The sequence below is a fragment of the Psychromarinibacter halotolerans genome (genome assembly GCF_029168315.1).
Lineage (GTDB): Bacteria > Pseudomonadota > Alphaproteobacteria > Rhodobacterales > Rhodobacteraceae > Psychromarinibacter > Psychromarinibacter halotolerans.
The window spans coordinates 289,456-311,869 of record NZ_JARGYD010000001.1; the positions used below are offsets into that span (position 1 = coordinate 289,456).

At 65.9% G+C, this 22,414-nt stretch carries 19 protein-coding genes and 1 riboswitch; of the genes, 9 read left to right on the plus strand and 10 right to left on the minus strand.

Going from position 1 to position 22,414, the window contains the following annotated elements; translation table 11 throughout:
* Positions 1-2: 2 nt before the first annotated feature.
* The 3 genes from P1K30_RS01315 to P1K30_RS01325 all read right to left on the minus strand — a co-directional run bounded on the left by P1K30_RS01315 (position 3) and on the right by P1K30_RS01325 (position 2,611).
* A complete protein-coding gene (locus P1K30_RS01315; RefSeq protein ID WP_275630864.1) occupies positions 3-653 on the minus strand; it encodes a response regulator in 651 nt (216 codons plus the stop codon).
* Positions 650-2,014: a sensor histidine kinase gene (locus P1K30_RS01320; RefSeq protein ID WP_275630865.1), complete on the minus strand. Its 1,365-nt coding sequence runs from the start codon at positions 2,012-2,014 to the stop codon at positions 650-652. Before P1K30_RS01320 ends, P1K30_RS01315 begins: the two co-directional genes overlap by 4 nt.
* Positions 2,015-2,179: 165 nt before the next feature.
* Positions 2,180-2,611 (minus strand): DoxX family protein, encoded by a 432-nt coding sequence (locus P1K30_RS01325; RefSeq protein WP_275630866.1) that lies wholly within the window; start codon positions 2,609-2,611, stop codon positions 2,180-2,182.
* Between the two features lie 348 nt (positions 2,612-2,959).
* Here P1K30_RS01325 and P1K30_RS01330 point away from each other — a divergent pair, with 348 nt between their 5' ends.
* Both P1K30_RS01330 and P1K30_RS01335 read left to right on the plus strand, forming a co-directional pair.
* The gene (locus tag P1K30_RS01330) at positions 2,960-6,094 is read left to right on the plus strand and encodes a glycosyltransferase family 2 protein (RefSeq protein WP_275630867.1); all 3,135 of its coding nucleotides are present in this window, start codon (positions 2,960-2,962) and stop codon (positions 6,092-6,094) included.
* Positions 6,091-7,215 (plus strand): glycosyltransferase family 2 protein, encoded by a 1,125-nt coding sequence (locus P1K30_RS01335; protein ID WP_275630868.1) that lies wholly within the window; start codon positions 6,091-6,093, stop codon positions 7,213-7,215. The genes P1K30_RS01330 and P1K30_RS01335 overlap by 4 nt, the downstream gene beginning before the upstream one ends.
* Positions 7,216-7,279: 64 nt before the next feature.
* On the opposite strand, the gene P1K30_RS01340 is transcribed toward P1K30_RS01335, so the two are convergent.
* A complete protein-coding gene (locus tag P1K30_RS01340; protein WP_275630869.1) occupies positions 7,280-8,233 on the minus strand; it encodes a phosphoadenosine phosphosulfate reductase in 954 nt (317 codons plus the stop codon).
* A 17-nt stretch (positions 8,234-8,250) separates the two neighbouring features.
* Positions 8,251-9,795: a hypothetical protein gene (locus P1K30_RS01345; protein WP_275630870.1), complete on the minus strand. Its 1,545-nt coding sequence runs from the start codon at positions 9,793-9,795 to the stop codon at positions 8,251-8,253.
* A gap of 105 nt (positions 9,796-9,900) precedes the next feature.
* Between P1K30_RS01345 and P1K30_RS01350 the strand changes: the two genes are divergently transcribed.
* The 3 genes from P1K30_RS01350 (at position 9,901) to P1K30_RS01360 (ending at position 14,204) form a co-directional block, all read left to right on the plus strand.
* The gene (locus P1K30_RS01350) at positions 9,901-10,929 is read left to right on the plus strand and encodes a glycosyltransferase family 2 protein (RefSeq protein ID WP_275630871.1); all 1,029 of its coding nucleotides are present in this window, start codon (positions 9,901-9,903) and stop codon (positions 10,927-10,929) included.
* Positions 10,922-13,195, plus strand: a complete 2,274-nt coding sequence (locus P1K30_RS01355; RefSeq protein WP_275630872.1) for a glycosyltransferase family 2 protein — start codon at positions 10,922-10,924, stop codon at positions 13,193-13,195. The genes P1K30_RS01350 and P1K30_RS01355 overlap by 8 nt, the downstream gene beginning before the upstream one ends.
* Positions 13,196-13,307: 112 nt before the next feature.
* Entirely contained in the window at positions 13,308-14,204 is an 897-nt protein-coding gene (locus tag P1K30_RS01360) for a hypothetical protein (protein ID WP_275630873.1), read from the plus strand.
* 6 nt (positions 14,205-14,210) lie between these two features.
* On the opposite strand, the gene P1K30_RS01365 is transcribed toward P1K30_RS01360, so the two are convergent.
* Together P1K30_RS01365 and P1K30_RS01370 are read right to left on the minus strand one after the other, a co-directional pair.
* Positions 14,211-14,624, minus strand: coding sequence for a hypothetical protein (locus P1K30_RS01365; protein WP_275630874.1), 414 nt, complete (start codon positions 14,622-14,624; stop codon positions 14,211-14,213).
* Positions 14,625-14,651: 27 nt separating this feature from the next.
* On the minus strand, positions 14,652-15,812 hold the full coding sequence (locus P1K30_RS01370) for an alkane 1-monooxygenase (RefSeq protein WP_275630875.1): 1,161 nt from the start codon (positions 15,810-15,812) through the stop codon (positions 14,652-14,654).
* A 173-nt stretch (positions 15,813-15,985) separates the two neighbouring features.
* On the opposite strand from P1K30_RS01370, the gene ftsY reads away from it, so the two are divergent.
* A complete protein-coding gene (gene ftsY, locus P1K30_RS01375) occupies positions 15,986-17,230 on the plus strand; it encodes a signal recognition particle-docking protein FtsY (RefSeq protein ID WP_275630876.1) in 1,245 nt (414 codons plus the stop codon).
* 117 nt (positions 17,231-17,347) lie between these two features.
* Here ftsY and P1K30_RS01380 read toward each other — a convergent pair whose 3' ends face one another.
* Entirely contained in the window at positions 17,348-17,827 is a 480-nt protein-coding gene (locus tag P1K30_RS01380; protein WP_275630877.1) for an MgtC/SapB family protein, read from the minus strand.
* 108 nt (positions 17,828-17,935) lie between these two features.
* Between P1K30_RS01380 and P1K30_RS01385 the strand changes: the two genes are divergently transcribed.
* The 3 genes from P1K30_RS01385 to metZ all read left to right on the plus strand — a co-directional run bounded on the left by P1K30_RS01385 (position 17,936) and on the right by metZ (position 20,993).
* Positions 17,936-18,838, plus strand: coding sequence for an EamA family transporter (locus P1K30_RS01385; RefSeq protein ID WP_275630878.1), 903 nt, complete (start codon positions 17,936-17,938; stop codon positions 18,836-18,838).
* Between the two features lie 26 nt (positions 18,839-18,864).
* Positions 18,865-19,473 (plus strand): inner membrane-spanning protein YciB, encoded by a 609-nt coding sequence (locus tag P1K30_RS01390; protein ID WP_275630879.1) that lies wholly within the window; start codon positions 18,865-18,867, stop codon positions 19,471-19,473.
* Positions 19,474-19,676: 203 nt separating this feature from the next.
* Positions 19,677-19,756: riboswitch (SAM riboswitch) on the plus strand.
* A 55-nt stretch (positions 19,757-19,811) separates the two neighbouring features.
* Complete coding sequence (metZ, locus tag P1K30_RS01395; RefSeq protein ID WP_275630880.1) at positions 19,812-20,993, plus strand: O-succinylhomoserine sulfhydrylase; 1,182 nt, start codon at positions 19,812-19,814, stop codon at positions 20,991-20,993.
* Positions 20,994-21,030: 37 nt separating this feature from the next.
* On the opposite strand, the gene P1K30_RS01400 is transcribed toward metZ, so the two are convergent.
* Positions 21,031-21,543, minus strand: coding sequence for a GNAT family N-acetyltransferase (locus P1K30_RS01400; protein ID WP_275630881.1), 513 nt, complete (start codon positions 21,541-21,543; stop codon positions 21,031-21,033).
* 2 nt (positions 21,544-21,545) lie between these two features.
* Positions 21,546-22,352, minus strand: coding sequence for an ABC transporter permease (locus P1K30_RS01405; RefSeq protein ID WP_275630882.1), 807 nt, complete (start codon positions 22,350-22,352; stop codon positions 21,546-21,548).
* Between the last annotated feature and the right edge of the window lie 62 nt (positions 22,353-22,414).

A 22,414-nucleotide genomic window follows, 5' to 3' on the forward strand; every position in this document is an offset into this window, starting at 1 on the left:
CCTCAGCCGTCCGGGCGTTCGGCGAATGCCTTCTGCGCCATAAGCGCGGCTTCGACACGGTTGCGCGCGTGCAGCTTTTCGAGAATGGCCGTCATGTAATGTTTCACGGTCTTCTCTTTCAGTCCAAGAGCCTCGGCGACTTCCTTGTTGCTTTGCCCCTTGGCGACCAGCTTCAGGATGTCTTCTTCGCGTTTCGTGAGGTCTTCCAGTGGCGATCTGGCCGGGTCCGTCTTGCCCCCTGTCATGAAGGCCAGCAGCTTCGCCGCAAGTCCCGGAGAGACATGGGTTTCTCCATCCACCACCTTCCGTAGGATGTCCCGCAACTCGCGCGCCGACACACCTTTGAGGATGTAGGCTTTCGCGCCAAGACGCAGCGCTTCGGATACGTCCTTGCCATCTTCCGATACCGTCAGCATCGCCACATGCGCCGCCGTCTTTTCGGATGCGATTTGCGCGATGGCGGTCAGGCCGCCCCCCGGCATGGACAGGTCCAGCAGCGCCACGTCGGGCCTGTGCGTCGCCGCAAGCGCGATGGCGTCCGCCGCAGTAGAGGCGACGCCGACGACCGAGAACCCGTCGTCTTCTTCCAGACTTCGCACCAGGCCGTCGCGAAAAATCGGGTGATCGTCGGCGACAAGAATCGTGATGGTCACAACGGTGCTCCTTCATGCGGGAGAGTGACGGTAACGGTGGTGCCCTTGCCGGGCGCTGACCGGATGTCGATGGCACCGCCAAGCGAAACCAGCCTGTCCGTGATCCCGGTCAGCCCCTGTCCCCCGTCTGGTCTGAGTGTTCGGGTGTCAGTGTCGAACCCGACCCCGTCGTCCGACACGAGAAGCTGAAGGGCGTCCGGGGTCTGGCGCAGCGTTACGTCGACGGTGTCGGCGTGCGCGTGTTTGAACGAGTTCGCCAGCAATTCCTGCGTTACGCGGTACAGGGCGGACTTGGTCGGCAGGCCGATGTCGTAGGACGGGTCGTTCCCGGTGCTGAAAGTCACGTTGGACCCGAACGCCTTGGTGTGGTCCTCGACCGCCCGGGCAACGATCTCCGACGGGGTGAGGTTGTCGATGTCGGGCAGCGCCAGCCCGCGCGAAATTGCCCTCAGTTCCGACATGGCATTTACGACAGCGGTGCGTACGATCTCTGCGTCTTCGGATTTCGCAAGCCCCGCGCCCTCTAGCCGCAGGGCGATCAGCGACAGGTGTTGCGCAACACCGTCATGCAGGTCCAGACCGATGCGCCGCATCACCCGGTCCGTCTGAGCAGTCGAGCGTCGGGCAGCTTCGATCACGCGGTCCTTCAGTTCCGTGTTCTCGCGAAGCTGCCGTCGCAGCCGAAGTTGCTGCGTCTCGATCAGCCGGCTTCCCGCATGCACGATCCCGAACAGCAAGCCGCCGCTTGCAAGGAAGACGGCGAAGACGACCAGCCACGTCTGGCGACGGGCCTTTGAAATGTCGTCGATCAGTTCCTCTGCCCGCTGATAGATTTCAAAGACCGACGTGACCTCACCTGTTTCGAGGTTGCGGATCGGCACGTAGACACCAAGCAGGGGCAGTGCGATGCTGGCGCCGTCGGTCTCTGCGTGAAGCTCGACGAACTCGTAATCCGCCGTCACCTCGCCGTCCCATGCACGCGTCAGGGCATCGGACACCGGGAACGTCTTGTCCTCCAGTGTTCGGTCAAAGGATGCAAGGATTGTCCCGTCGCGCGACCAGACCTTGTAGGTCACGATCCTCTCCCGAAGGATGCCGTCGACGAAGATCCGGGTCAGTTCGGTCTTGGCGTCCGGCGGCAGGGTATCGAAGGGGCTTTGCAGGAACGGGATCTGGGGAACGAGGCTTTCGAAGTACAGCGCCGCAGCCGTCCCGTAGTTCTGCACGACCCCGGCCTCGATCTTGCGGCCCACCCATACCCCAAGGCAGACCGCCGCGAGGATGAGGATAACGCTGCCTGACACCAGAAAGCGGAACGATAAGGATGCCTTGGCAAAAGCCTTGTTCGGGGCGAGCGACATGGTTGGAAATATCGGTCACTTGGGGACCTGGGGCAATCGACCTTGGTCCGATGCATAAGCGGCGAAGGTCTGCCAATCCCCCAAGACGGAAACGGCCCCGGCGCAGTCGTGCACCGGGGCCGTGTCGGCGTCGCGCGGGTTGCGCGTCGCGGAAAAGGGGCAGGGTCAGGCGGTCAAGGCCAGCGCACCGCCGCCAAGAAGCGCCTGCACCACTAGCGTGATCGTCCAGAAGGCAGGATATTCCCAGCCGCCGTTTTCATTGGTGAACCAGAAGCCGTTCTTGCCGTGGGCAAGGATCGCTGCGCCCAGCAGGGTCGGGATCAGCAGCACGGCGACAAGGCTGGTCTGGAAGCCCACGATCAGGGCGATGCCGCCCAGCGTTTCGGCGGCGATGGTCAGATAGGCGAACCATCCCGGCACACCCAGCGATGCGAAGAACCCGGCGGCACCTTTGGGGGTGAAGATGAAGAACTTCAGGTAGGCGTGCGCCAGAAAGAGCCCGCCCAGAGCCACCCGAAGCACAAGGGCGGCCAGCGCGATGGCGGTTGCGGAACCGGCGCCGAGGGCGCCGAGGATGTTGGAAGAAAGGTCAATCATTGTCTTGTCCTCGTCAGGGCCGCGATTGTGCGGCGTTTCTGAAGACGGATTTACGCTCACCTCATTGCGCATGATATGGAGAATATAGGGAATGACTTTCTCTAATATGTTCTCAAATGGCCTGACGCCGCTCTGCCCTTGGCGCAGCGGTGTCGCGCGGACCTCGGCGCGGGACGGCGGCCGGTCCCGGCGCAATCCCGACCCGTGTCCCCGACGCCATCCTTTGCGGCCAGACGCCGCCATTCACGCGGCCAACCTTGTTTTTTAACCATCCTCCGGCAATGATCCCGCCAACGCCGCCGACAGAGCGGCCGTCGCAGGCCCGACGCAGAACCGAAGAGTAGTCGCATGTCGCTTCCCATCGTCGCCTCCCTCTGGATCGGCGGACGTCTTAGTTTCCTTGAACAGGTCTGCCTGAAAAGCTTCGTCGATCACGGGCACCGGACGATCCTGTACACCTATGGCGCGGTTGCCGGGGTGCCCGACGGGGTCGAGGTGCTGGACGCCAACCTTATCTTCCCGAACGACAACTATATCCGGCACGCAAAGTCGGGGTCGCCGGCGGTGCACGCGGATGCGTTCCGCTACCGGATGATCGAGCTTCAGAACGTGATCTGGATCGACGCCGATGTGCTGTGCATGCAGCCGTGGGACTTCAAGGACCAGTGGGTGTTCGGGTGGGAGAAGCCGGACAAGCTGGTGTGCAACGCGGTGCTGGGGCTGCCGCGGTTCTCGAAGACGCTGAAGAAGCTGAACGAGCTGTGCGCGACCGAGTACCCGATCCCGCCGTGGGCCCCCGCCGAGGAACGCGCCCGGATGGAGGCTGCCGCGAAGGCGGGCCACCCGGTGCATGTGTCGGAAATGGAATGGGGCGTGTGGGGGCCGGCGGCTGTCACGCATTTCCTGTTCGAAACCGGCGAGATGGAAAATGTCCTGCCGCAGATGGCGTTCTATCCGATCTCGTTCAAAGACCGGCGTGACCTGCTGGCGCCCGGCAGGGTAATTGACGATCAACTGACCGACGGCTGCTATGGCGTCCACCTGTGGAACCGCCGCCTGCGCCGCCGGATCATCACCCACGAAGGCGGCAGACCGGACCCCGACAGTTTCGTAGGCCGCGCGCTGACCCGTCACGGGATTGATCCGCGCGCCTTCCCGATCCCCGACGAACCGCCCGCGCATATCCGCGAGGAGAGGGCGCAGCAACCACCGGCGGCGTCGGTCGCTTCAACGCTTCCAGATGCGCTGCCCGATGCGCAGCCTGCGGCGAAGGCCGACCTTGTGTCGCAGACCGCCCACGTCACCGTCACCCCGCCCGCCGCTTTGGCGCAGATGCCGGTGATGGAGAACCAGCAGACGCCCGAGTATCAGCGCCGCACCGACGAACTGGAAAGCCGCACAGGTACGATCACCGGCTGGCTGACACCGCCCGCGACGCCTCAGAAGAACGACAACATCCTGATCGTCACCTCGATGAAGAACGAGGCGCCGTTCATCCTTGAATGGGTCGCCTATCACCTTGGCATCGGGGCCTCGCATTTCCTTGTCTACACCAACGACTGCACCGACAACACGAACGCCATGCTCGACCGGTTGCAGGAGCTTGGCCACGTCACCCGTGTGGCGAACCCGTGGGACCCGGCGTCCGGCAAGAAGCCGCAGCACGTGGCGCTGAAGGACGCGGTGAAACAGGACTGCTACAAGGCCGCCGACTGGGTGCTGACGATCGACGTGGACGAGTTCGTGAACATCCACGTCGGCGACGGCACCTTCGCCGACCTTTTCCGCGCGACGAACGATCCGAACGTGATCTCGTTCACGTGGAAGTTCTTCGGCAACAAGGGCATCGCGGACTATCAGGACCGGCCGGTCACCGAACAGTTCACCGCTTGTGCGCCCGAATTCATCCCGAAGCCGCGCCTTGGCTGGGGCTTCAAGTCGATGTTCCACAAATCGTCGCCCTACAGCCGGATCGGCGTGCACCGCCCGCTGGGGATCGAGGACAAGGACGTGGACCGCGTGCGCTGGGTGAACGGGTCGGGCCGCGCGATGCCGGACCAGTTGCTGACCAACAATGGCTGGCGGTCGACCAAGCGGTCGCTGGGCTACCGGCTGGCGACGCTGAACCATTACATCCTGCGCTCGGCCGACAGCTTTCTGGTGAAACGCGAACGGGGCCGGATCAATCACACGGACCACGATCAGGGGATCGAGTACTGGACCCGCCGCAACTATGCGACCGAGACGGACGACCGGATCATCGCGCGGCATGCGCTGATGCGGCCCGTGCTGGATGGCTTCATGGCCGACGACAGGCTGGCCGCGCTGCACGCCGAGGCGGTCGATTGGCACCGCGCCCGGATCGCGCATCTGAAGGGGCTGCCGGATTACAAGGCGTTGTACGACGACCTGCTGGACGACGGCCGCCCCGACGCGCTGTTCATCGACAAAAGCACCGAGGATCTCGCCGAAGCCCTGTCAGAGCAGGACACGACGCCCGCCAAGCCGGCGGTGCCGGCCGCGGCTGCGCTGAAGGGCCTGACCCTTCCGGCCCCGCCCGCGACCGCCGCCGCCGCGCCGCTGCACGACCGGTTCGACGCGGCGCGCGCCCATGCCGCCAAGGCGGGCGGCTTCCTGTGGGAGGGGGGCGACAACGCGGTCATGTTCGTGCCGGGATCGAAGCGGCTGATCGTCAGCTTCGACAACATCTCGAACGTGCAGGAAGAGGGGCCGCGCTGGCCGTGGGGCTTCAAGCTTATGACCGGCGAAATGGGCGCGTCGGTGCTGGGCGTGATGGGGGCCAAGCGCAACTGGTTCCGTAACGACTTCGTGCACGACACCTTCGAGACGCTGCGCGATCAGGGCTTCTTCGACCAATTCGACGACGTGCTGTTCTACGGTGCGTCGATGGGCGGCTTTGGGGCGCTGACCTACAGCCGATGCGTGCCCGGCGCCAATGTGCTGGCCATCGCACCGCAATCGACGCTGGACCGGCGCATCCTGCCCGACGACAACCGCTGGGGCTGGACCGCGCGGCTGGACTGGGACGGGCGCTTTGCCGACGCGGCGGGCGCCCCGGACGGCGCGGGGCAGGTGACGATCATCGCCGACCCGTACTTCCAGCCCGACTATGATCAGGTCTCGCGGATCACCGGCGACAACGTCAAATGGCTGCACACGCCGTTCATGGGCCACCAGCTTCCGAACGCGTTCGTGCTGATGGGCATCCTGAAGCCGCTGCTGTTCGCCGCCGCCGAAGGCACGCTGACGCCCGCGCTGTTCTACAAGGCGTTCCGCGCCCGCAACGACCTGCCGCGCTATCAGCATGACCTGCTGATGCAGGCCGAGGCGCGGGGCAAGCTGCGCTCGGCGATCCGGATCTGCGAATACACGTTGCGAAAGCGCAAGGCGAAGAACATCGCCGCCTCGCTGGAACGGTTGCGCGCCAAGCTTGACGGTCGCGCGGCAGAGGTCGCGGAATGACCGGCTCGCGGCTGATCATCACCTGCATGCGGAACGAGGGACCGTTCATCCTTGAATGGATCGCCTATCACCGGTCCATCGGGTTCGACGATTTCCTCGTGTTCACCAACGACTGCGACGACGGCACGGTGGAACTGCTGGAAGCCTTGCAGGACCACGGCGTACTGACCACGATGGACAACCCGTACCAGCGGATCGAGGGCGGGATGAACCCGCAGAAGGGCGCGCTGTTCTACGCCAACGACACCGAACAGGTGGCGCGGGCCGAGTGGATCATGGTGTCTGACGTGGACGAGTTCGTGAACATCCACGCGGGCGACGGCACGCTGGATGCGCTGTGGCAGGCGGTGGACGCCGATGTTGACAACATCTCGATGCAGTGGCGGCTGTTCGGCAATGCCGACGTCGACGGCTATTGCGATGAATGGGTCACCGACCAGTTCGACCGCTGCGCCCCCACCTTCTGCCCCAGCCCGGTGCAGGCGTGGGCCGTGAAGACGCTGCTGCGCACTACCGGGGGCAAGTTTCCCTGCGGGCGCTACAAGCGGCTTGGCGTGCACCGTCCCATCGATCCGGGCGCGGGGGCGACGGAAAAGACGAACTGGGTCGACGGCAGCGGGCGCCCGGTGTTGCGGAAGTTCCGCGAGAACGGCTGGCGGTTCGGCACCCATTCGCACGGCTACGGTCTGGTCACGCTGAACCACTACGCGGTGCGCTCTGCCGACAGCTTTCTGGTCAAGCGCGACCGGGGCCGCGTGAACCATGTCGAACGCGATCAGGGGCTGGCCTACTGGCTGCGGATGAACTTCAACATGGAGCGCGACACCTCGATCCGGCGCCACCTGCCTCGGGCGAAGGCGGAACGGGACCGGCTGCTGGCGCTGGGCGACGTGAAAGCGCGGCACACGGACGCGGTCGAAGCGCATCGCGCGAAGATCCGGGATCTGAAGACGCGCGATGACATGGCCGCCTTCCATGCCGAGATCACATCCGACCGGATGAAGCTGATCTCGCGCCATCTGAACCTGCTAAGTCGCGACCAGTTCAACGCAGGCCCCGACGCCATCGGGCCAGAGATTTTCGAGCGGATCGAGAGGGTGCCGGAACTGCTGGCAGAGTGACGGGTCACAATCTTCCAGAAGATTGTGATGCACAGAATTTTCTAGAAAATTCTGCGTCCCGCTCTCATTCGTCGTCCAGCCAAAGCGGCAGGCGGCCGTCTGCCGCAAGCGTGGCGCGGGCCGCGTTCAGGCGGCGGCGGAAGGCGGGCGCGTTCATCCGGGACAGCACATGGGTGCAGTACACCGCCGTCAGGTAGGGACGGTTCACGTCGTCCATGTAGAACAACAGATTGCGCAGATAACGGGGATAGTCGCGGCGGCGGCGCAGCAGGGCGTAGAACCCGGTCTCGGTCAGGCGGCCTTCGGCGGCGTCCTCGACCACCTTGTGCAGCACGTCCATGTCCAGCAGCGCCCGGGCGATGCCGTCCTTAAGGTGGCGGCATTTCAGCCGGACCACGTTGTCGCCCCGGAACAGGCTGGCATGAACCGAGTCCAGCATCTCGATCGGGTCGTACAGAACGAAGGCCCGGCCCGCGCCCTCGACCATGTCGGGCGCATAGCCGAAGCGGTCGCGGAACTCGAGCAGGCGCGCGGCGGGAAAGCGGGTGTCCCACTCGGCGCGTTCGTGGTCCAGCGTCGCCTGCGGCGCGATGGCGACCACGGTGGCGCCGGGGGCGACCACGGAAAAGGCGGCGGCGGCATAGGCGCCCATGCCAAGCCCGAAGAAGGTGACCTTGTCGAAATCCTCGAAGAAGGCGTCGTCGACCATCTCGTCGAGGATGTCGTACAGCGCCTGGCTGCGGAACCACGTCTCGCCGTTGGCCGCAAAGTGCAGCACGGACCAGTTCTTGTCGTCGGCAAAGTCCAGCGACATCGGCATCCCGGTGTCGCCAAGATCAAGCGTATCCTCGACCCGTTCGAAGCTGACCAACAGCTTCGGGCCGCGGGGAATGAACGAGACCGAATGGTCGCGGTCCAGAAGGTACTGGAATCCCTCGGCGCCGATCTCTTGCTTGAGACCGTCCAGCATCTGGTCGGCGCTGGTCACCGGGGCATCGATCATAGAGGCGTCTGCCATTCTTTTCCTGTAGCTGCCTACCGCTTGTGGACGACCAGCAGTTGGTCCCGCCGGTGTTTTATATACTGGGCGGGGAACAGGAAGCATCCGGAAAAATCGACCCGCATCGCGTTCAGGGCGGTGCAGGTGGCGGCATCCGGATGCTCGAATACCCCGGTTTCCTGATAGCCTTGAAAAAGGGCCGCAGTTTTGACCGAACCTTGTCCTTCCAACGGCGTGGGCTGAAAGCGCAGATCCTCGATGATGTAGAGGCCCCCAGAGGCAAGGCGCGGGAACAGGTCGACGAAGGCCGATTGCTGGTGACGGCTGGCGTGGGTGGCGTCGTCGATGATCACCTCGGGCGCGCCGTCCAGCGCGGCGGTCAGCGTTGTGGGGTCCTCGAAATCGGTGGTGATGTAAGCGACGCGGGGATCGTCGAACGGCGCTTCTTCGGCCATGTCGAAGGCCGTGAACCGCGCGTTCGGGAAATACGCCAGCCACATTTTCAGCATGGCCTCGGCCACGACGGGGGCGGCGTCGGGGTCCTGCACGCCCAGACCGCCGTCAAGACCCAGCAAGGCGACGTGCAAGGGCCTGTCGCGCATGGGGTGGAACAGCATCTGGTACAGTTCGGTGAAGCGGTGCTTGCGGCTGCCCCGGTCGGACCCGGCCGCGTCGGCAAGGTCCGTCAGGTTCAGCACCCCGCGCCCGTGACGGTCGCCGGGGTCCAGCGGCTCGGCGACCGGCGCGGCGGGGGCCGTGGCCTCCGACACGCCCGGCAGGGGGGCGTCGGCGGGATCGATGCCGTGCCGGGCCAACAGCCGTCCCACCAACGACTTGGGGTCTGGCACGCCGCCCTTGGTCCTTTGCAGGCGGGTTTGGATGCGGTCAGCGTATAGGGGGATCGCCAGGGTCTGGGGCGTGATGACCCCGTCGGCGCTGCCGTCCGGTCGCAGCAGCACCCCGGCGTCGGCCTTTGCCACGGGGTACAGTGCGGCGCGCGGAAGGGTATACCGTATCTCGCCCGTCTGGCGCAGGAACCACGTCAGAGCCGGTGCGCCCCAAATGTCTCGCGCCTGATCGCGACCGTCGACGGGTGCTTCATCCTCTAGCGCCTGCCGTTCTTCGGGGCTTAGCCACGGCGGGATCGCCTGCGCGTCAGAGGTGAAGTCGATCAGCAACCGCAGCGTCTCGCTGTCCGGGGGCAGGCCAAGAACGCCGGTGCCGACGTACCGCTCGGACTGCCAGCCGTGCAGGTGGCCGGGGCCGGTGGTGAAGGGCTGCACGCAGTAGATGTCGGGGTCGGCCCAGACCACATCGTCATGCTGCGCCAGCAGGTGATAGCGGAACCGGTCGATCTGTCGTGCCGCGCTGGCCGTGTCGTTTGTGCCGGTCCCCGCGTCCAACGGCAGCACATCGTTGGCATCGGCGATCTCGATCCCGTCGGGGGCGCCTTCGACAGGGCTGTAGCTGAACAGTTTCACATGCTGCCCGGCGTCCAGAAAGGACCGAAGACCAAGGAGTTGCACGAAGCCAAGCGTGCCGCCGGTCCATAATGCGCCGATCTGGATATCTCGGGCCACGGGCCTGCCTCCTTATCATTCATCGGCGGGTGTGCGATAAGGCCGACAACGGGCAGATGGATCGCAAATGCGCTGGAAGAACGCAATCGTTTCGGGGACACGCGGGTGAGGGTGCTGCTGGTTTCGGCGGTCCGGGACGAGGCACCGCACCTGCCCGAATGGATCGCGCATCACCGCGCGCTGGGCGTGACGGACTTCCTGATCTTCTCGAACGACTGTGGCGACGGCACCGACGCGATGCTGGACGCGATGGCGCCTCTGTGCGTGACGCACCTGCCGAACCGGCCAGCCGAAGGCAAGTCGGTGCAGTGGAACGCGCTGAAGCAGGCATGGGGGCATCCGCTGCGCAAACAGGCGGACTGGATCGTTGGCATCGACAGCGACGAGTTCGTGAACCTGCGTGCGCCGCTTGGCACGCTGCAGGATCTGGTGGGGGCGGTCGGCGACGCCGAGGCGGTCGTTTTGCCGTGGCGGATCTTCGGCAGCAACGGGCAGCGTCGCCTGACGGACGCGCCAACGACACAAACCTTCACCCGCGCCGCGCCGCCGGGCTGCGCCTATCCGGTGGGGGGGCTTCAGTTCAAGACGCTGTTCCGCCGCGACGGGCCGTTCGCGCGCCCCGGCGTTCACCGTCCGCGCAACAAGAAAGGGCAGGCGGCCCGCTGGGTCGACGGCTCGGGACGGGCGCTGCCGGACTGGTTCGCGGAGAACGACAAGCGCATCACGCTGTTCGGTCTGCCCGAGGGGACGGCATTGGTGCAGCTCAACCACTATTCGCTGCGGTCCGCGCAAAGCTTCATGCTGAAACGCCTGCGGGGGCTGCCAAACCGGACCCGCAAGGCCATCGACCTGATGTATTGGGTGGAACGCAACTTCAACACGGTCGAGGATCTGTCGATCGCACGCCACGCCCCCGCCGTCCGCGCCGCGCTGGACGAGGTGATGAGGCTTCCCGGCATGGCTCGGCTGCACGCCGAAGGGCTGGCGTGGCACCATGCCCGGTTCGAAGAGATGATGCGCACCGAGGCAGAGCTAAGGCTGTACGGACGCCTGCTGCTGGCTGCCGACAGCACACCGCTGCCGGGCGATGACATCCGCGACCTCGTTTCCCGGTTTCAGGCGCTGGATGGCTAAAGCTCAGGTCCTGACCCGAAGCCTGACCGGCGGGCGTCTGGGCGACGCACCGCTGCTTGACGCGCTGCGCTGGCCGTCGGTTTTCGGCTGCGCGGTGCGGCTGTGGGGCGTGCACGGCACAAGGCCCGCGTTGACGCCGGATGCCGGGGACCTGCGCATCAAACGCGCCACGACGGTCGGCGGCCACGTCGTGGTCACGGCCCAGACCGAGCTGGCAGAGGGCCCGTTGCAGGCGCGGATCGGCGGAACGGTGTCCGAAATCCTGCCCGCCGCGCCCGAGACAGGCCTTTTCGCGGGGCTGAACGTGCTGCTGGCGCAGCGCCATCATGAACCGCCCGACGAGGTGGCCGCTTGGCTGCGCTATCACGCGGCGCACCAAGGGGCGCAGGCGGCGGTGATCTTGGACCGGACGGCGCCGGGCGCGGATCGCGATGGGTTCGCAACGGACTTGACGGCTCAGGTCGGCGACGTGCCGGGGCTGGTCCGGGTCGTGGTCGCGACCGCCGACCAACCGCTGGGCATGGCCGATACGCCCGCGCTGGGCGATCCGAATGCGGCGCCGCGCCGGTGGAAGGCCGCGCCGGAGCCCGACGCTTGGCGCGCGCCGCTTGGGCAGCCGCTGGTGTACGACGTGCTGAAATGGCGGTTCCTTGCAGAAGCGCGCGGCGTGGTCACGCTGAACCCGCCCGACCTGCTGCCGACCGCTGGAGAAGCGGACACCGTCTTCGACGCGGCGCGCCGATCCGACACCGGGCTGGTCGCGATCCGGGGCGAGCAGATCTTTCCGTGGCGGGTGCGCAAGGCCCTGCGGCCTACCTATGGCGACCACGTCTGCCGCGCGCAGCCGCCAGAGGGCGCGGGCCTGCGCTGGGCCGCGGACCCGCACCGCACCGGGCCCGGCGCGGTCTGGCATCCCGGCGGCATCGCCGGGGTCAAGGCCGATGCCGAGGATATTCGACGCTTCGACCGCTGCCAGAACTTGGTTCACCCCGACAACGCGGTGCAGGAACTGGTGGTGAAGGACCGCCTGACCGGCGACCCAAAGCTGATGCGGCGCGCGACCGAGGTGTTCGGCGCATCCCCCGTGCCGCCGCCCGAACGGCGCGCCCCGGCGAAGGCCGCCACGCCCCTGCCACCGCCGCCGTCCGAGCGGACGGTGGTGGTGACCTGCATGAAGAACGAGGGGCCATTCCTGCTGGAATGGCTGGCGTGGCACCGGGCCATCGGGGTGGATGACTTTCTGGTCTACACCAACGATTGCGACGACGGCACCGATACCCTGCTGGACCTGTTGCAGGCGCGCGGGCTGGTGCAGCACCGGCCGAACCCGTTCCGAAAGTCCGGGGACAAACCGCAGAAAGCCGCGCTGCGTGCGGCGTCGACCGAGGCGGTGGTGCGGAACGCGGGATGGATTCTGCCCATCGACGTGGACGAGTTCGTCAACATCCACGCGGGCGCTGGGCGGCTGGACGACCTGTTCGCCGCCATCGGAGACGCCAACGCGGTCTCGCTGACGTGGCGGCTGTTCGGCAATGCCGACATCGACGGGTTCGAGGATATGCCGGTCACCCGCCAGTTCCACCGCTGCGCGCCGCAGCTGATCCGCCGCCCGCATCAGGCGTGGGCGTTCAAGACCCTGTACCGCAATCAGGATCTGTTCGGGCGCCTTGCGGTTCATCGGCCGAAGAACCTGAACCCGGCGCGGGAAGGGCAGGTGCGTTGGGTCAACGGGTCGGGACGGCCGATGCCGGACAGTATCCTGCGCACCGGCTGGCGCAGCACCGGCGAAACATGGGGTTATGACCTTGTCACGTTGAACCATTACGCGGTGCGGTCGGCGGACAGCTACCTTGTGAAGCGGCGGCGGGGCCGGGTGAACCATGTCGAGCAGGACCAGCATGAAGGCTACTGGTTCCGCATGAACAACAACGCCGAGGAAGACCGCTCGATCCGCCGCCGCGACGCGCTGCTGGACGCGGAACTGGCGCGGCTGATGGCCGATCCTCAGATCGCCGCCGCGCACGCCGCTTCTGTCGCGCACCACCGCGAGGTGATCGCCGAGCTGAAATCGGACCCGGATTATGCCGCGCTGTACGCCAGCCTGACGTCGGACCGGATGAAGCGGCTGTCTCGGATGCACCGCCATTTCGGAACCAACGTGTTCCTGAACGGGCCCTCGGTCATCCCCGACGACCTGCTTGGCCCCGACACACCGCCGGACCTCTTCTTCAACTGCGATCCGCCCGCTGGCCGTGCGGTGGATTGATCACCCTGCAGGTTGAAAAAATCTCTGCAAGTTCCCCATGTTGCCTCTTTCGCGGTGCAAGGGTATCCCATCACTATTGCAGCGGTTCGAGTTACTTCAGGGGAGGGGCGCCATGAAGTTCGGCAGCCCGGCCATCACGTTCGTTTATCATCTCGGTGTGCATTGCACCGACGACAACATGCTTGTGCGCTCGTTGTTGCAGGACGGCGTGGATCTGCAGAAGCGCAATATCATCGTCCCGCGCCCCCGCCGGTACCGCACGACGGTGCGCGAGCATATGCACGAGTTCCGCGGTGATCCGATGCCGGACGAGCGCCAGCGCGAACTGTACCAGCTGCTGCTGGAAGACTACCCGGTCGAACGCGCGATCTTCAGCGATCAGGATTACCTGTCGCTGCCGCAGGGCGTGTTCGAGAAGAACCAGCTGTATTCCAAGGCCGGGTTCCGGTCGATGTGGCTGCGGTACCTGTTCCCCGAAAACCCGTGCGAGTTCTTCATCGCGATCCGCAACCCGGCGACCTATCTGCCGGATGCGCTGAAGCTGAAGAACATGCCGGGCTACGAAGGCTTCGTGCGCCAGACCGACCCGCGCGAGATGCGGTGGACGGCGGTGATCGAGAAGATCCAGGAATACAATCCCGACTGCCCGATCACCGTCTGGTGCAACGAGGATACGCCGATGATCTGGCCAGAGATCCTGCGCGAAATCACCGACACCGAAATGACCTTGCCGTTCAAAGGCGACAACGACGTTCTGAAGTCGATCATGACCGAGGACGGGTTCGACAAGATGGAAAAGTACATCGCGACCCATCCGCCGGCGAACGAGATCCAGCGGCGCCGGGTGATCGCCGCGTTCCTTGACAAATTCGCGCTGGACGATGCGCTGGAAGAAGAGATCGACCTGCCGGGCTGGACCCCGGAGTTGGTGGAAGAGGTCACCTCGATCTACGAGGACGACGTCTATCAGATCGAACGGATGGCCGGCGTCACCTTCATCTCGCCCTAAGGCGGCCTAGACCCCGACGTCCGGGCCCAGGCAGGTCAGCGGGTCGGGGCTGTTGGTGACCTCGTACAATTCGCGGCCGTTGCCATCGCCCATGAACACGGCGGACAGCTTGCCGCCGTCGTCGCTGAACTTCCAGCATTTCGGCTCGGGGCTGCCTTCGTACACGAAGCAGATGTTCGCGTTTTCCTCGTACCAATAGCCGTCCCAGCACTGGTCGCCGATATAGGCCCAGCGGACCTTGCGGCCCGGCAGGTACTGTTCGATCCCATAGGCCACGCCGCCGTCGTGATAGGTCAGCGTGCGGCCCTCGACATAGTCCTCGAACTCGTCCGCGCTCATGCTGTCGGCCGCGGCGGCCGGAAGGGCGGAGACGGCAAGCAGGGCAAGCGCAAGCGTTCGGATCGGGCGTTGGTGCGTCATGGCGTCAGAATGGCAGATTGTCGTGGCTCAGGCCAGAGGTTCGGGCGCGGCGCGGTCGCCGGTGCGTGGATCGTGATCGGTTTGCAGATCCGTGGTCTGCCAACGCCGGGCGCGACGATCCATCACCCGCCGCCACAGCGTCGGGAACAGCGCCAGCGTCGCCATCGCGGGCAGGCTGCGCGGCAGCATCGGCGCGACGTCCGGCGCGGGCAGTTCCAGCGCAGGGTAGGGGCGCGAGGGGTGTGCGTGGTGATCGGAATGGCGCGGCGCGTGCAGCATCATGTGCCCGGTCATCCAGTGCGGCGCGTTCCAGCTGTGGCGCGGTCCCACCGGCTCAGGCCGGCCATCGGCGCGGATCTGGCGGCGCAGGCCATAGTGCTGGACATAGTCGGACAGCAGAAGCTGCGACTGGGCATAGCCCGCCAGCCACAGATGCACCGCCACGCCCCACGGTCCCGCGATCAGCGCCGAAACCGCAAGCATCGCCAGCCCGCCGCCGACGTAGACCGCATAGGGATGCAGCTTCTTCTGGCGCGACCGCGCCAGCCGCGCGGTTTCGGCTTTCATCCCGGCCCGGAACGAGCCGACCCATGCCCGGGGCAGGAACCGCCAATAGCTTTCGCCCAGCCGGGCCGAGTTCGGATCGCGGTCGGTGGCGACGTGGACGTGATGGACCAGCGGATGCGCCGAGGCGTGATGGCCGAACAGCAACGAGATATAGACCCACGTCCCCAGCCGCCGCAGTCCGCGCCCGCCGCGGTGGACCAGTTCGTGCGCGTTCGAATTCGACACCTGCCCCATGAACAGCCCCGCCGCGAGGAACAGCGCCACCTTCCGCGCCGGGTCCAGCGCGTCCCCGGCCAGCGCACGGACGGTCAGGAAAAGCACGGCGAAATGCCCGACGGCAAGGACGACGGACAGCCGGTCGTGGGCCGGAAACTCGACCCCGTCGGCGGGGGCGGCAGCGGTGATCAGTTCGTCCAGAAGATAGGTCAGGACCGCCATGTACAGCAGCGCGGCCCAGATCCATGCGCCGCCCCAGCGATCACCGAACACAGCCCCCGCCGCGAGCAGGAAGACGGGGGTCAGGCTCGTCCAGGCAAAGACGAACCCGGCTGTGTCCGGACCCGGGCGCGCGGGTTGACCCTTGCGCGACAATCCGGGGCTGTCGTCCGTATTTATGGTCATTGGGGCAACAAGATGGCGTGAACTAGGGTGACGCTACGCAAGGCGGCGATTGGGTTTCGGTCGGGCTTCGGACGGTGGGCGCAAAGGCCCGGAACAAACGGTTAAGGCGCCGCGGGGCTTCCAAACCCGGACGGAACCGATTACCTGAAATACCGTATCAGGAAAGGCGGGACATGTCCTTTTTCAAGAAGTTGAAGCAGCGGCTGACCGGGTCGTCGTCGAAGATCGAGCAGGGGCTCGATGCCATTGTCGAGGATGGCGGCGAAGAAGAGACCGTAGCGCCCGAGGAACAGGCGGCACCGGCGGCGCCGGAACCCGCACCTGCGCCCGAGCCGGCGCCTGCACCGGAACAGAAACCGGCGCCTGCTTCTCCGACGCCACCCGCGCCCCAACCCGCGCCGACGCCCACGCCGCAGCCCGCGCCGAAACCGTCGCCCGCGCCGGAACCGCCCGCCGCCAGCCCGAAACCGCTGGAGGTCGAGCGCGCCGCCGAGACGCAGCCGACAGCCGCGCCGGAACCTGCGCGGCCGGGCCTGTTTGGCCGTCTCATGGGCCGCGCGCCCGAGAAGACCGTCGTGCGCCGGGTGCTGGACGACGACATGCTCGAAAGCCTTGAAGAGCTGCTGATCACCGCCGACATGGGCGTTGACACCGCGCTGCGCGTGACCGCCAACATGGCCGAGGGCCGGTTCGGCCGCCGTCTGTCGGTCGATGAGATCAAGGCGCTGCTGGCTGCCGAGGTCACGCGCATCATGGAACCCGTCGCCAAGCCGATGCCGATCTACGCGAAGAAGCCGCAGGTCGTGCTGGTGGTGGGCGTGAACGGGTCCGGCAAGACCACCACGATCGGCAAGCTGGCCAGCCAGTTCCGCGCCGCCGGTAAGTCGGTGGTGATCGCCGCCGGTGATACGTTCCGCGCGGCGGCGGTCGAGCAGCTTCAGGTCTGGGGCGAACGCGCCGGCGTGCCGGTGATGACCGCGCCGCAGGGCACCGACCCGGCCAGCCTCGCCTTCGACGCGATGACGCGGGCCGAGGCCGAGGGCGCCGACCTTCTGATGATCGACACCGCCGGTCGCCTGCAGAACCGCGCCGACCTGATGGAAGAGCTGTCGAAGATCGTCCGCGTGATCCGCAAGAAGGACCCCGACGCACCGCACAACACGTTGCTGGTGCTGGACGCGACGACCGGTCAGAACGCCCTGAGCCAGGTCGAGACGTTCCAGAAAATGGCCGATGTGTCGGGGCTGGTGATGACCAAGCTGGATGGCACCGCCAAGGGCGGCGTGCTGGTGGCGCTGGCCGACAAGTTCGGCCTGCCGATCCACGCCATCGGCGTGGGCGAGCAGATCGACGACCTTGCGCCCTTCGACCCCGAGGAATTCGCCGCCGCGCTGACCGGCCTGGAGACGGGCGCGTGAGCCGACTGGCCGCTGCGGTGCTGGCGATCTGCCCGCCCGGAGCGGCCTTCGCGCGGCCTTGTGCGATGCATCGGGGGGATGGTCCGTGGCAGGAACGGGCGGAGTGACCGTGCGGGGCTATTCCTTGCCGTCGCGCCCCTCGAACAACCGCAGAATCCCCAGAACCGCCAGAACGATACCGGTAGCCAGCGCCGCCAATGGCATCTGTCCGGCGCCGCAAGCCAGCCCGATGGCGCCCGCCAGCCACATCGACGCGCCGGTGGTGACGTGGTGCACCTTGCCGCCCGAGGTAAAGATGATCCCGGCGGCAAGGAAGGCGACACCGGCGGTCACCGCCTCGACCAGCCGCAGCGGGTCGATCCGTTTCTCGCCATCGCCGAAGGGCAGCTGCGACAGTTCCTGGCTGACGATGATGAACAGGCAGGCCGCCAACGAGATCAGCATGTGCGTGCGCAGGCCCGCAGGCTTGTTGCGCCACTCGCGCTCTATCCCCACGGCGCCCGCAAGCAGGATGGCCGACACCAGCCGGATCGCCGCGATCTCCCACGGGACGGCGGCGAAATTGCCGGAGAACTCACTGGCGATGGTGTCGAACATGGGAAGGGCCTTTCCTGTTCCCTCAAAGTCTAGCGTAAACGTGCCGCGTTTCGAGCGGGTGCAGCGCAGTCTTTGCGCCTTAGGGTCGCCCGGCCAAGCAGGTTCGCCGTGAGCGATTGGCTGATCTCTTTGGAGGGCACCGAGGCGGGGCACCAGCTGGCACTGGCGCTGGCGCTGCTGGCCGCGTTCCTGCACGCGGTGTTCGGCGCGCTGCAAAAGGGTCGCCACGATCCGTGGCTGTCGCGGGGGGCGATTGATTTCGCATACGGCGCGATGGCCGCGCCCTTCGCATTCTTCGTGGTGCCGTGGCCAGAGCCGCATATGTGGCCGATCCTTGCCGGGGCCTTCGGCATCCACGTCGTCTATAAGCTGGCGCAGGCGTGGGCCTATACCAAGGGCGCCTACACGGTCGTCTACCCGGTGGTGCGGGGCACCGCGCCGTTCTTTGCCGTGATCGGCGCCTACCTGCTGTTCGGCGAGATCTTCACACCGGTGCAGTGGCTGGGCGTCGGCGTGCTGCTTTCCGGGATCTTCGGGCTGGCGGCCTACAACCTGCGCTATCTTGAGACCGCGCGCGACACGCTGCCGGTGGCGCTGATGCTGGCGGCGGGGACGGGCGCGCTGGTGGCGCTGTACACGACCTACGACGCCTACGGCATCCGGGCGACCGCAGATCCGTTCACGTTCCTGGCATGGTTCTTCTTTCTCGACGGGCTGTTCATGCCGGTGGTTGCGCTGCGGCGCTATGCCCTTATGTCCGACAGGCCCGCCTTGGGGCCGCTGGCCCTGCGGGGCTTCGTCGGCGGGGTGATCGCCTTTTTCAGCTTCGGCGCGATCATGCTGGCGACGCGGCTGGACAAGGTCGGCGAGGCAGCGGTGCTGCGCGAGACCTCGACCGTTTTCGCGGCGCTGATCGGCTGGCTGGTGCTGCGCGAAAAGGTCGGACCCCGGCGTCTTGTCCTGATGGCGTTGATCGCGGCGGGGGCTGTGATAGTGGAGACGGGTGGCTAGGGCCGCTTCGACGGAAAGGGACAGGAATGGCTGAAAAGAATATCTCGCAGGGGCTGAAGCTGGCGCTGGACATGGGGCCGATCCTTGCCTTCTTCGTCGGCTACATGCTGCTTCGCGACCGGACCTTCGTGATCGGCGGCTCGGAATACTCGGGCTTCATTCTTGTGACGGCGGCCTTCATCCCGCTGCTGGCCCTGTCGACGCTGGTGCTGTGGCGGCTGACCGGCACGCTGTCGAAGATGCAGATCGTGACGCTGGTGCTGGTGGTGGTGTTCGGCGGCATGACCGTGTGGCTGAACGACGAGCGGTTCTTCAAGATGAAGCCGACCATGATCTACACGCTGTTCGCGCTGGTGCTGGGCTTCGGACTGTTGCGCGGCCAAAGCTACATGCAGTCCGTGATGGGAGAGATGCTGCCCATGCAGCCCGAGGGCTGGATGATCCTGACCAAGCGCGTCACCGTGTTCTTCGTTCTGCTTGCGGTGCTGAACGAGGTGATCTGGCGCACCATGTCCACCGACGCATGGGTGAACTTCAAGACCTTCGGCCTGACCATCGGGCTGTTCGCGTTCTTCATGCTGCAGGGCAAGCTGTTCCAGACCTACGGGATCGAGACCGACAAACCCGGCGAATAGGGCGGCTGCACCGCCGCTCGGGGCGCCCCGTCCTGCGCCCCGTCCAGCGCCGTCTACGATGCGCCGGGACATGCACCCTGTCCATCGCGCTTTGCCCTGCCACCGCGCCTTGTGGCTATTCGATAGGCAGCGCCGTGGGCATCCCGGCAATCCCCAAGCTCTGTTCCCGTGTCGGGATTGACGCGCAGCACCTCTGGGTCTAAGGCAAGGGTCGTGGCGATTTGTACACCGGATTGCGGGCCACGTTAAAAAATTCCGCTAAAGAGGTGTCGGACGGTAAAAGCCCCCGGCGCTGATCGCGGTGGGGGTTTTTTTGTGCGCATAAGGAGGCGCAAGTCATGAGCAAGGACTGGAACACCCGGACGAAACTGGTTCACGAAGGCATCCGCCGCAGCCAGTACAACGAGGTGAGCGAGGCGATCTTCCTGACGCAGGGTTTCGTCTATGAAAGCGCCGAGCAGGCCGAAGCGCGGTTCATCGAGATCGGTGACGACGAGTTCATCTATGCCCGCTATGGCAATCCGACCGTCCGCATGTTCGAGGAACGCATCGCCGCGCTGGAAGGGGCAGAGGACGCCTTTGCCACCGCGTCCGGCATGGCGGCGGTCAACGCCGCGCTGACGTCGCTGCTGAAGGCGGGCGACCATGTCGTGTCGTCGCGCGCGCTGTTCGGCTCGTGCCTGTACATCCTCGAAGAGATCCTGACCCGCTACGGGGTCGAAGTGACCTTCGTCGACGGCACCGACCTTGACGCATGGAAGGCCGCGATCCGCGACGACACCAAGGCCGTCTTCTTCGAAACGATGTCGAACCCGACGCTGGAAATCATCGACATCGCCGCCGTGACCGAACTGGCCCATGCCAAGGGCGCGCTGGTGGTGGCCGACAACGTGTTCGCCACGCCGATCTTCAGCCGCGCGGTCGAACTGGGCGTCGACCTTGTCGTCTACTCGACCACCAAGCACATCGACGGGCAGGGCCGCTGTCTGGGCGGGGTGGTGCTTGGCTCGAAAGAGCTGATCCGCAAGAAGGTCGAACCGTATCTGAAGCACACCGGCGGCGCGCTGTCGCCGTTCAACGCGTGGGTGATGCTGAAGGGCATGGACACGCTGGACCTGCGGGTTCGCGCGTCGGCGGACGGTGCGCTGAAACTGGCGAAGGCGCTGGACGGGCACGCCAAGCTGTCCCGCGTGATCCACCCCAGCCTGCCGTCGCACCCGCAGGCCGAACTGGCCAGCCGCCAGATGGGATCCGGCGGCACCATGCTGGCGCTGGACGTCAAAGGCGGCAAGGACGCGGCCTTCCGGGTGCTGAACGCGTTGGAGATCTGGACGATCTCGAACAACCTTGGCGACTCGAAAAGCATCGTGACCCATCCGGCCACCACCACGCACCAGCGCCTGAGCGACGAACAGCGCGCGACGCTGGGGATTACCGATGGGCTGATCCGCCTGTCGGTCGGGCTGGAAGACGCGGACGACCTGCTGAAAGACCTGACGACGGCGCTGGATCAGGCCTGAGACGCTTAAAAGCGAACCGCGCCGCACAGGGCGCGGTTCACGCTGCCAGATCGCACAGCAAGATCTCGTTCGGATAGGCTTCGTCGCCGATCCGGAAATGCGTGCGCCCCACGACCCGGAACCCCTGCGACTGGTAGAACCCGATTGCGTCGGTGTTCTCGCTGTTCGTGGTCAGCCAGACCGACGTCGCCCCGCGGGCCCGCGCGATGGCGATCCCTTCGGCCAGCAGCGCCTTGCCCAGCCCCCGGCCTTTGTGCCGTGGCTGTACGTAGAGCGTGGTGATCTCGGTGTCGGACGCGACCCCTTCGGGCGCCGCCCGGTCGCGGGTGACGCGGACGAAGCCGTCGATGCCGTCGCGGTTCTCGGACACGATGACGCTTTCGCCGGGATCGCCCAGCAGCGCCTCGAACCGGTCCGCCGTGAAGGTCGACAGGGCGTAATCCGCGAAGAAGCCGTTCACGCCATTGCGGATGTAGGTGCCGATCCAGACCTCTATCGAGATCGCGGCAAGACTGGACGAGTCGCTGCGCGCGGCGGGGCGGAAGGACATCCTCAGCGGATCAGTTGCGGACGCACCCGCAGGCGCGACCGGCGTTCCTGTGGCAGGTGCCGGTTCAGCCGCGTGTTGATCCGCCCGAAGACGAAGATCACCGCCAGCGTCAGCAGCACGAAATAGAACGCGACGATCGGGTAGGGCACGAACGGGTTGAACGTCTTGTCCGCGAAGTAGCTTGCGTAATACAGCGCGTCCCCCTTCTGTTGCCACGCCGGGAAGCCCGAGAAGAAGACCAGCGTGGTCGCGTGGAACAGGAAGATCGCCTCGTTCGTGTAGGCAGGCCAGCCCAGCCGCAGCATCGTCGGATAGATCACCCGGCGGAACCGAACCCAGCCAGTCATGCCGTAGGCGTCCGCCGCCTCGACGTCGCCGCGCGGCACGGACCGGAACGCGCCATAGAAGATTTCTCCGGAATAGGCGGCGGTGTTCAGGAACAGAACGATCAGCGCCCCGAACGCCGCGCTGGTGAGCGGGTCGAACACGCCGCTCCATTGCTTCAGCGACAGGAACAGGAAGTAGGCCAGGAAGAACTGGATGAACAGCGGCGAGCCACGGAACACGAAGATGAACCACTCGGCCGGCTTGCGCACCCAAAGCGTATCCGACGCTTTGGCGACGGCCAGCGCGATGGCCAGCACGAAGCCGATCGCCAGCGCAAGGACGCCGTGATAAATGTTCCAGATCAGCCCGGACCCGATCAGCGTGAACTGCTCGCACAGGGTGAAATCGGAACGCGGCAAAAGCCGTTCGCCATAGCCGATGCTGCGCAGGCCATAAGCCTGGAAGGTTTCCCAGCAGCTCATAAGAACGCCTCCGAAGGTGCAGATTTTTCTGGAAAAACCTGACGGGCGGGATCTTCTGGAAG